Consider the following 10,328-nt stretch of genomic DNA (forward strand, 5'->3'; position numbering starts at 1 on the left):
GGAACAGCGAAGAATCTCACGCTTTCCTATCCAATCCTTCATCAATTATTAGCCCTTTCTCGCGCATCTCGCGCACCAGGCGAACGACAAACCGCTGCGATACCCTTAGATTCAGGCACCATGACAATGGCTGTAACATATTGCACCCATTGCCTCCACGCTCTGGTGTAGGATCCTGTAAAAAGGATAAAATTCCGCACGCTGCTTTTGCCCTGTCGACGAGAACTTTTTTGAAAATGCGGAATTTTGTATGGATTTTGTTGAATTTTAAAACGTCAGGCCCACCGCCGCGTTCCAGACCCTGCTCGAGCAGCAGTCGCAGAAAATGCGCGCAGTGCCGGGCCCCCTACCCCTATGGTGTGGTATCACCCTCCCCGACGCTAACCATGGGCCTGAAACGATACCAAATTGATTCCGCTTTGTCACTGCATTGGCGGACCGGAAATCAAAAAGCCCCGCACTATGCGGGACTACCAGATCATTGGCTGCGGTCTGACTACCAACAACTGATTACTGACGACTACTTGCTACCCCATCTTCTCCCGCAGATACCGTTTCACCTGATCCATGCTCACTCGTACCTGCTCCATGCTGTCCCGGTCACGGACGGTGACCGTCTGGTCCTGGAGCGTCTGGCCGTCCACGGTGATGCCGAAGGGAGTGCCGGCCTCGTCCTGGCGGCGGTAGCGCCGGCCGATGGAACCCCCATCGTCGTAGAAGGCCGCGAAGTCCCCCCGCAGGTTGTCCACGATCCGGCGGGCCACCTCCGGCATGCCGTCCCGGTTCACCAGGGGGAAGACGGCCACAGTGATGGGTGCGATGGTCGGCGACAGCCGCAGCACCACCCGCTGCTCCGCACCTTCGCCGCCGGCCTTGGGCGCTTCCTCCTCGTGGTAGGCATCGGTGAGAAGCGTGAGGAAGGTGCGGTCCACTCCGGCGGAGGACTCCACCACGGCGGGGACGATATGCTCGTTGGTCTCGGGATCAAAATAGGTGAGCCGCTTGCCAGAGTACTCGGCGTGGCGGTCCAGGTCGTAAGTCCCCCGGTCGGCAACACCCTCCAGCTCCGACCAGCCGAAGGGAAACTCGTACTCCAGGTCGTTGGTCGCCCGGGAGTAGTGGGACAGCTCCTCCTGGCTGTGGGGCCGTACGCGCAGCTTCTCCCGGCGAATGCCCAGGGACACGTACCACTCCAGCCGGGCATCGGTCCAGTAGTCCAGCCACTCAGCACTTTCCCCGGGCCGGACAAAGTACTCCAGCTCCATCTGCTCGAACTCCCGGGTGCGGAACAGGAAGTTGCCGGTGGTAATCTCGTTGCGAAAGGCCTTGCCCAGCTGGGCGATGCCGAAGGGCAGCTTGGCCCGGGCCGTACCCTGCACGTTCAGGAAGTTGACGAAGATACCCTGCGCAGTCTCCGGCCGCAGGTAGGCTTCCACACCGGACTCCTCCAAAGAACCGATGAAGGTCTTGAACATGAGGTTGAACTGGCGGGGGATGGTCCAGTCAGCCGCCTGACCTTCGTCATCCAGAATGCCGCCAGCGTCCAGATCAAAATCGCCCCGCTCGACAATCAGGTGCAGAATCCTCGGGATAGTATGGTGAACCAGATCCTCCCCCTTTTCGATCTGCAACCCTACCTGCGCTGCCAGCTGCCGAATCACGGACTCGTCCTGCTTCTCCAACAGGTGATCCAGGCGATAGCGCTTCTTCGTCAACTTATTGTCCACCATGATATCGTGGAACTGGGACACGTGCCCGGAGGCCTCCCACACGCGGGGGTGCATGAGGATGGCGGCATCCATACCCACCACATCCTCCCGAGCGGTGACGATATCCCGCCACCAGCGGTTCTTCACATTGCGTTTGAGCTCCACTCCCAGGGGGCCATAGTCCCAGGTAGAGCCGAGACCCCCATAGATCTCGCTGCTCAGGAAAATGAACCCCCTGCGCTTGGCCAGGGAGGTGATTTTGTCCATGAGGTCAGTTTGATTGCCCATAGTACTACGTTGACTTCTTCCGTCTCCGCGTATAGCGCCGCCGTCGCTTTGGGCCTTCAACCACCCGAGCTGCCAGCCGCTCTACCGCCTCGGTTAATTCAATGCTATCCGGGTCATCCGCCTTCTTCAGAGAGACATTGGTCTTCCCATCGGTAATATACAGCCCATAGCGCCCTTCTTTGATCTGGATCTCAGTGCCCGTATCTGGATGAACACCCAGCGTGCGCAAGACGGCGGAGGATGTGCGCTCCCCTTTCTTCAGGATATCTAGGGCGCGCTCCAGCTCAAGCGAGAGCAGGTCTACACTTTTGGGCACTCGCCGACTGGCCTGACCGCATTTTACATAAGGACCATAGCGCCCCAGGTCTGCCAGCACCGGTTCACCCGTCTCCGGGTGCCGCCCCAGCTCCCTGGGAAGACCCAGAATAGCCACGGCTACGTCCAGATTCACATCCTCAGGCTGCATACCGGGCAGCAGCGACTTCTGCTTTCCTTTATGGGCGTCATCCCCCAGCTGCAGATAGAAACCGAAGCGTCCCTTCTTCATCAACACAGGGAGCTGCGTCTCCGGATCGATGCCCAGCTCCTTGGGATACTCACTCCCCATGCGTATAAGTTCCAATGCCCGGTCCAGAGAAAGCTCTGCCGGGGGTGTATCCAGATCGAGGTTGGTGCGCTCATCACCGTGCTCCAGATATGGCCCGTAGCGGCCAATGCGCACATAGACGGGCACTTGGTCTTCAGCTTCACCGATGCGGATAGTGCAGATCCCGCGAGTGTCAATGGGATTATGGAGCAGCTCCTTCAGACCCGGCCCGCCGTTCTGGCCGAAATAGAATTGCTGGAGATAAGGGAGAGACTCGCGCTCGCCACGGCTGATCTCGTCCAGCACATCTTCCATCCGAGCGGTGAACTGGTAGTCCACTAAGTCGGAGAAATACCGCTCCATGAGTCGTACTACGCCTACTGCCACAAAAGTGGGCACTAGAGTGCCCTTCTGCTTTACCACGTATTCCCGGCGCTGGATGGTATCCATGATGGTGGCGTACGTGCTGGGCCGGCCAATGCCCAGGGATTCCAGTTCCTTTATGAGAGTAGCCTCCGTATACCGGGCTGGGGGCTTGGTTTCATGCCTCGTGGGTTCCAGACTGGTACATGTGACTATATCGCCTTCGGCCAGAGATGGAAGGCTCGTTTCATCACCATCTTCACCGCGGACCTCCTGGTAGACAGCCAGATAGCCGGGAAACTCGACAATTTTCCCGGTGGCCTGGAAAACAGCGGCGCCATCAGTGATCTTCGCGGTAGTCTGGCACAGGCGGGCCGGAGTCATCTGGCAGGCCAGGGTGCGCCGGTAGATGAGATCATACAGGCGCCGCATATCCCGCCCCAGATTCGCCAGCTCGCCTGGATCCCTGAAGTGTGCCCCCGCCGGGCGGATGGCCTCGTGAGCCTCCTGGGCATTCTTGACCTTGGTCCTGAAGATTCTAGCCGTGGCAGGCAAATATTCAGATCCAAACTTTTCCTTGATCAATCGCCTGGCAGCACCCAGGGCCTCCCGCGAAAGACTGGTGGAGTCGGTGCGCATGTAGGTAATGTATCCACCCTCATACAATCCCTGGGCCAGCTGCATGGTACGTTTTGCGGAAAAGTGCAGCTTCCGGTAAGCCTCCTGCTGGAGAGTGCTAGTCGTGAATGGGGGCCATGGATGTGATTGGTACGGTTTCTCTTCCAGGGCGGCAACCTGCCAGGACCGGCCTTGGAGTGCCTGGGCCCGATGCTCTGCCTGAGGCTCATCCAGCAGAAGGGTATCCGGCCCAGCTTTCAGCTCACCCGTGGTGCGGTCGAAATCCTTGCTTGTCACCACGCGCCTGCCATTAAGGGAAACCAGGGTAGCGGTAAAATGGTCATCTTTGCCGGTGACAAAGTCAGCGACGATATCCCACCAGTCACAGGATTTGAAGCGCACCCGGGCGCGCTCCCGCTCAACAACCAGGCGAATTGCCGCGCTCTGTACCCTGCCAGCGGAAAGGCGGGGGGCGATTTTCCGCCACAGAATGGGGGAGATCTCATAGCCCACCAAGCGGTCCAGAATGCGGCGGGTCTCCTGGGCCTTTACTAGGTGCATGTCGATATCCCTGGGCGCCTCGAAGGCCCGGTGAATGGCCTCCCGGGTGACCTCGTGGAAGACCAAACGGTGCGTAGGGACGGTAATCCCAAGGATCTCTATAAGATGCCAGCTGATTGCCTCACCTTCACGATCCGGATCAGTGGCCAGATAGACCACTGCCGCCTCTTTAACTGCCTTCTTAAGTCGCGAGATAACTTTTTTTTTCTCTGGCGATATCTGATAAGTGACCTCGAAGTCGTGGTCGATGTCCACGCCCATCTCATGCTCGGGTAGATCGCGGATATGGCCCACGGAGGCGGCAATGCGGTATTTATCCCCCAAGACTTTCTGGAGCGTCCGCGCCTTGGAGGGCGATTCTACAATGACCAACAAGTGTTTTGTCTCAGCCATAGGACAATCTGCAAGGCGGGAATCTTGGCAAGGCAAAGAGTCAGACACAAGGGAAAGTTTAAATTGTGCGAACTTTCCTAGTATGGCATAGCAGTCTCACCTCTATACCACTAATTTTGTTCCCGTGCGGGTACTGACCATTAATTCACATCAGCCCTACGTATACGACCTCGCCAAGATCAGCGGCATCGAGCTTTTCATTATCGACCAATTGCCTGGCCGACCACAAGACAAGTGGGATCAGGGCACCCGCCCTTTGCCAGCCAACGCCAAATTGCTCAGACTGGAAGAAGCACTTAGCCAATCTCAAGACTATGATGTTTTCCTCGCCCACAACCTCACCGACATCTCCATCACCAAGACCCTGGCGATACCCAGGGTTCTCCTCATCCATTCCTCCCTCGATGGGCTACTAGCAACCCAGACTACGACCTATTCCAGGAACGATATCCACCGGATACTTCAGACCTATATACGATTGAAGCAAGTGATGCTAGTGTCCGTCTCCACTATGAAGGCCGCTTCATGGGGGATAACCAACTGTATCATCGTGCCTTTCGCTATTGATACTGACTTCTTTCAGGGCTACTATGGCGAGATTCCCAGAGGATTGCGTGTCGCCAACCAACTCATATCCAAGCGGGAGGTTCTGAATCTGGACTTCTTCACTAACTTAATAGAAGGATTCGACATCCGGCTGGTAGGAAATAACCCTAAGCTCGACAGCAAGCCTGCCAGGAGCCAGGACGAGCTACTCAAGTTCTACCAATCCTACCGCTACTACATCCACACCGCACGGGAAGGCTTCGAAGATGGTTACAACCTTTCCAGCCTGGAAGCGATGGCTACCGGCATGCCGATAGTGTGTAACCAACACCCCTCTTCCCCTATAGTAGATAGCAAAAACGGCTTCATGTCAGACGACGTTGGTTACTTGCAGGCCAAAATGCGTATGCTGGAAGGGAATCTGGACTTCGCTAAAGCGCTTGGCGTGAAAGCCAGGAGCTATGTGGTTGCTGATCACTCCTTGGCGCAATTTGAAAGGAAATGGGCGGAAATCTTTGAATTAGCGATAAAGCGGTTCAAAAACAACAATACTGCATCGTAGATCAGACATTTCCTACAACAATTCCCGGAAGTCCAACAACACCTTCCCGAAGTTCCGGCGATCCTGGATGTAAGCATGGGCCTGGGCAGCCTGGTGATAAGCAAATATCTGGTCCACAAGAGGATTGATCTGACCCTCCTTCAGCCAGGCAACCAGCTGCTCTAGAGCCGCCTCTAACGGCTCTAAGTTGTGCCACAGGCGGCCCAGATGGAATCCGTAGATACCCTGATTAGCGTTCATCATGGTTATTGGAGCGAACTTTACGGTTAATACCTCGCTTAAGAGCTTGAAAGGCGATGATAGCAGCCGGGTACGGCCGATATTATGCTGCACCCCGTACATAACCAACGTTCCCAAGGGTGCCAGGGCTTTCAGGCTGCGTCTAAAATGGGCCGGACCCTGAGCGTCCAGAACCAGATCAACGCCACGGCCAGCGGTCATATCCATCACACGAGCCACAAAGTCTTCTTTGCGATAGTCAATGCAAAGACCAACCCCTAACTGGCGCAGACGCTCATGCTTAGCCCGGGATGCTGTACCGAAGATACGGGCCCCGGTAATACCTGCCAGCTGAACCGCCGCCGTTCCTACACCCCCGCCAGCATTGTGGATCAAAATCGTCTGTCCTGGTTTAAGGTTTCCAAGATTAAACAGCATCAGGTAAGCAGTGAGGTAAGTGACCGGTAGGGCTGCTGCTGTTTCCAGCGAGATCCCCTCCGGCACGAGTCGCACCTGTATCCGAGGGACAGCTACATGACCGCTGTAGCCGCCAAATCTGGTGAGGGCAAATACCTTGTCTCCAGGCATTACATCAGTAACGCCCGGGCCTACGTCCACTATCTCACCAGCCACCTCATATCCCGGCACTGCCGGCGGCTTGGGGGCCCCGGGATATAGTCCCAAGCGGGCCATAACATCAGCGAAATTGATGCCAGCGAAGTGATTACAGATGAGAACTTCACCTGCTTTCGGCTCAGGTCGGGGCACCTCCACAACGCGGAGAACCTCAGGGCGACCATGACGAGGTATCTGAACTTGCTTTGTTACTATAGGAGACATTTTCTCGCTCACTCAATGGATACAGCCGTATCCGGCCTTGGGGATAAATATCAGGCCTAGTCCGAATAATAAATTCCGACCACTCACAGAAAATAAATTAGCACATTACACGTATTCCGGCACTAGCATCCAGCCAGATTCTGTTCAATCGGCAGTCCAGCTGCCCGCCATTGGGGGATACCTTCAGGCATACGCATGGCCTTCCGGTTAAGCCGGCGTAAAATCTTCACCGCCTCGACGGAAAGCATACAGAAGGGACCGCGTCCATAGACGACAATCTTCCGATCCATAGGTAGCGATGAGAGCATCTCTTCCAGCCTCTCAAACGGCGCGGAGACTGCTCCCGGAAGATGCCCGGCCTCGTATTCTTCCCGGGGTCGGATATCAATGAGTGTCACCTCCCCTCGGCGAAGCTGTGCTAGCAAGGTGGTACGATCGACTTGTTCTAAGGTCCCCGAATCTCCTACGAACTCCTCGGCGCCCAGGTGCAGCTCTGCCAGGTGGTTTTGCGCCAGTTGCTGCAGGGCCATCCAGAAAACACATATGTCCTTGCTGGCCAGCCGGTATGTCACGTAAAGGCCGCGTTTTTCGGTTATTAGGAGTCGTGCCGCAAGAAGGGTCCTCAGATGGTGTGATGTAGTAGCGACGGAATAGCCTATCAGGTGTGCCAAAACTTCCACCGTTCGTGGTGCCTGGCATAAAAGGTCCAGGAGTTCCAGACGGACGGGATTGGCGAGGGCTTTGGTTATGCGACTGAATTGCTCATAGATAATATTTTTCACGGGATCCATTTAAATGTGCTATTCAAATGTTATTCTATTATTATGAATATTTGAATATAATGCAATTTTTCCTGCTGGTCAATTCAAATACTGCCACGGCCTGCCGTAATATGTCCGTTATAGTAAGGGGAGTTAATTTGCAGCCTGAACTTCACCGGTGAGCAGGCTACCCAGATTTTCCAGCATCGCGATCTGGTGAATCAAATGGCCGTGCTCCGCCTCAACTAAGACATAAATACCGCCACGATTGTTAACGGCGTTCCCCAATGTACCCCGGTCGGGTGGATTGAGCTTCATGAGGGCCACATTGTAGCGCAGGGTCTTGAGAGCGCGATACAGGGCTGGGGAATTAGTGAAGAAGAAATTATCAGGGTCCTCAGCCGGACTGATAAAGACATCCCGGGTATCGTCGCCATACCATTCACCAGGCTTGAAATCGTGGATTGTGAGCTTTCCGTTGGTGTTATTGTGGACGGCGATAACAGCCTCATTCTGTTTCAGCCCAATCAGGCCGGCCACCTTGTGTGCGAAACCGGAAGCGAGGGCCACATTCTCTTCGGTGAGATTATGAAAATAGTCCAGCGACTGGCGCAGGCCTTTTTCGGTAAACATGCGGTTAGGGTCGAAGTAGTGCAGGACGCCGTTGCGGCGGATCACCACCGTCCGCCCCCGGCCATGAACCAGTTCCAGCAGGCGGCCGCCATGGGCGCGAATGTAGGCCTTGGCCGCCTCGGCACTGGTGTTCTCGTTGTCATGCAGATTGACGAAATTGAGATTTGATCCGGGACGCTGGTAGACCTTTACCCACACTTTCTCTTCTTCCAGACGCAGAGTATGGGTCACAACCGATAGGGCCGGAGCGGCCGCATTGCCGGGATGGGCACGGGGATCATCACCAGCAATCGCTACCGAGAAGACAACAAGCAGCCCCACCAGAGTGACACGAATTACAACAGGACTCATCGTAGTGCTAAGACAGTGTCATGCGGGCTCAGGTTTTCCAGCAGGTCAGTAGGCCCGGGCCAGCACCACCTTGTATTTGGCAGGTTTAGCCGAGTAGATGCACTTGAGGCCGGAGGGATCTTCATTCTCAAGGATGCAGCGAATTGTGGCCTTGGTCTCTTCTTTAATGGCTGCCTCGGACGCGGAATCCCCATCCCAGCCGCAGACAGCGAAACCACCCCATTCCATGAATTCCTTGAACTTCTCCCAGTCATCCAGCTCCTTAGTATGGGTAGAGCAGAAGGCCTCGGCCTGGCGGTAGAGGCAGTTCTGGATTTCCTCCAGTAGCCGGGGTGCTTCCTGTGGAATTTGTTCCAATGTGAGGGAGGATTTGCCCTCCACGTCCCGGCGCACCAGCACCGCCTGGCCCGCGGCCATGTCTTTAGGACCGATCTCGATGCGCACCGGCACCCCTTTCATTTCCCAGTCGTTGAACTTGAAACCGGGGGTAACGTTATCCCGGTCGTCCAGCTTCACCCGCACACCGGCCTGCTCCAGGTCAGCGGTGAGCTGACGGGCAGCCGTCATCACCTGGTCCTTACTCTCATCCTTGTAGATGGGCACGATGACCACCTGAATAGGGGCAATGCGGGGCGGCAGGCGCAGGCCCTGGTCATCGCCATGGGCCATGACCACCGCGCCTACCAGGCGGGTGGAGACCCCCCAGCTGGTGGCCCACACGTATTCCTCCTCGTTGGCCTCGTTGCGGAAGGTGACGTCGAAAGCCCGGGCGAAGTTCTGGCCCAGGAAGTGGGTGGTACCGGCCTGCAGTGCCCGGCGGTCGCCCATCATGGCCTCGATGGCCCAGGTCTGCACCGCCCCGGCAAACTTCTCCGCATCGCTCTTGAGGCCCGAGATTACCGGCAGGGCCATTTCCGTTTCGGCTACCTCCTTGTAGATATCGAGGATGAGGAGGGCCTCCTCGCGGGCCTCGGCCTCAGTGGCGTGGGCCGTGTGTCCCTCCTGCCAGAGGAACTCGGAAGTGCGCAGGAACAGGCGGGTGCGCAGTTCCCAGCGCACGATGTTGGCCCACTGGTTGATGAGGATGGGCAGGTCGCGGTAGGAGTTGATCCACTGCTTGTACATGGCCCAGATGACCGTCTCGCTGGTGGGGCGCAGGACGAGTTCCTCTTCCAGTTTGGACTCGGGGTCCACCTCAACGCCTCCGTCGGGAGCGGCGCGCAGGCGGGAGTGGGTCACCACGGCGCACTCCTTGGCGAAGCCCTCCACGTGCTCGGCCTCCCGGCTGAAGTAGGACCGGGGGATTAGCAGGGGGAAGTAGGCATTTACGTGGCCGGTGGCCTTGAAGCGCCGGTCGTAGGCTTCCCTGATGGCGTCCCAGATGGCATAGCCGTAGGGCCGGATGACCATGCTCCCCCGCACGGGGCCATAGTCGGCCAGCTCCGCCTTCCGGACCACATCGGTGTACCAGCGGGCATAATCCTGAGATCGGGGTGTAACACCTTTAGGCATGGAGCCGAATTTAGGGGCTGATAGGGGCGAAAGGAAGGGAGAGGGGCTGAGCGGTTCAGCCACCAGCATTCCGCCGTCAGCCGGCGCAGCCAGCATTCCAGGGCCAGCGGCCGGCCTGACACCCCAAAATTCAACAAAATCCATACAAAACTCAGCATTTTCAAAAAAGTTCTCGTCGGTAAGGGCGGTCACAGGGTGTTGAATTCCGCTGCGGCAAGACCAGCTAACCGATTGATATGAGGCTGCGATCGTCATGGTGCCCGAATCTAAGGGTATTGTAGCGGTTTGTCGTTCGCCTGGTGCGCCTGGTGCGCGAGATGCGCGAAAAAAGAAGTTTCAAGTTACAAGTTTCTAGTTGACCCCTCATCCCGTCCTTCTCCCCAAGG

The 10,328-nt window shown here is 56.7% G+C and carries 7 protein-coding genes; 1 reads left to right on the forward strand and 6 read right to left on the reverse strand.

Translation table 11 applies throughout. The annotated features are described in order from the left end of the window. Nucleotides 1–527 precede the first annotated feature (527 nt). Nucleotides 528–1,997 carry a glycine--tRNA ligase gene (locus tag ACETWG_07610; protein MFB0516454.1) on the reverse strand — a complete coding sequence of 490 codons (1,470 nt, stop codon included), beginning with the start codon at nucleotides 1,995–1,997 and terminating at the stop codon, nucleotides 528–530. Nucleotides 1,998–2,001: 4 nt separating this feature from the next. Further along, nucleotides 2,002–4,518: a type I DNA topoisomerase gene (gene topA, locus ACETWG_07615; protein MFB0516455.1), complete on the reverse strand. Its 2,517-nt coding sequence runs from the start codon at nucleotides 4,516–4,518 to the stop codon at nucleotides 2,002–2,004. A 124-nt stretch (nucleotides 4,519–4,642) separates the two neighbouring features. On the opposite strand from topA, the gene ACETWG_07620 reads away from it, so the two are divergent. Continuing rightward, a complete protein-coding gene (locus ACETWG_07620; protein MFB0516456.1) occupies nucleotides 4,643–5,626 on the forward strand; it encodes a hypothetical protein in 984 nt (327 codons plus the stop codon). A 12-nt stretch (nucleotides 5,627–5,638) separates the two neighbouring features. Here the strand turns inward: ACETWG_07620 and ACETWG_07625 are convergent, their stop codons facing one another. The 4 genes from ACETWG_07625 to proS form a co-directional block, all read right to left on the reverse strand. Continuing rightward, nucleotides 5,639–6,685: a zinc-binding dehydrogenase gene (locus ACETWG_07625; GenBank protein ID MFB0516457.1), complete on the reverse strand. Its 1,047-nt coding sequence runs from the start codon at nucleotides 6,683–6,685 to the stop codon at nucleotides 5,639–5,641. A gap of 122 nt (nucleotides 6,686–6,807) precedes the next feature. Next, nucleotides 6,808–7,476, reverse strand: coding sequence for an ArsR/SmtB family transcription factor (locus ACETWG_07630; protein MFB0516458.1), 669 nt, complete (start codon nucleotides 7,474–7,476; stop codon nucleotides 6,808–6,810). Between the two features lie 123 nt (nucleotides 7,477–7,599). Continuing rightward, nucleotides 7,600–8,430 carry a hypothetical protein gene (locus ACETWG_07635; protein ID MFB0516459.1) on the reverse strand — a complete coding sequence of 277 codons (831 nt, stop codon included), beginning with the start codon at nucleotides 8,428–8,430 and terminating at the stop codon, nucleotides 7,600–7,602. 45 nt (nucleotides 8,431–8,475) lie between these two features. Continuing rightward, entirely contained in the window at nucleotides 8,476–9,942 is a 1,467-nt protein-coding gene (gene proS / locus ACETWG_07640) for a proline--tRNA ligase (protein MFB0516460.1), read from the reverse strand. Nucleotides 9,943–10,328 lie beyond the last annotated feature (386 nt).

It is taken from the genome of Candidatus Neomarinimicrobiota bacterium (assembly GCA_041862535.1).
Taxonomy (GTDB): Bacteria; Fidelibacterota; Marinisomatia; order SCGC-AAA003-L08; family TS1B11.

Bases quoted from the DNA above. Each gene is read 5' to 3' on its own strand.
- ACETWG_07610 (MFB0516454.1), bottom strand. From the start codon at position 1,997: ATGGGCAATCAAACTGACCTCATGGACAAAATCACCTCCCTGGCCAAG.
- ACETWG_07625 (MFB0516457.1), bottom strand. From the start codon at position 6,685: ATGTCTCCTATAGTAACAAAGCAAGTTCAGATACCTCGTCATGGTCGC.
- topA (MFB0516455.1), bottom strand. From the start codon at position 4,518: ATGGCTGAGACAAAACACTTGTTGGTCATTGTAGAATCGCCCTCCAAG.
- proS (MFB0516460.1), bottom strand. From the start codon at position 9,942: ATGCCTAAAGGTGTTACACCCCGATCTCAGGATTATGCCCGCTGGTAC.
- ACETWG_07635 (MFB0516459.1), bottom strand. From the start codon at position 8,430: ATGAGTCCTGTTGTAATTCGTGTCACTCTGGTGGGGCTGCTTGTTGTC.
- ACETWG_07630 (MFB0516458.1), bottom strand. From the start codon at position 7,476: ATGGATCCCGTGAAAAATATTATCTATGAGCAATTCAGTCGCATAACC.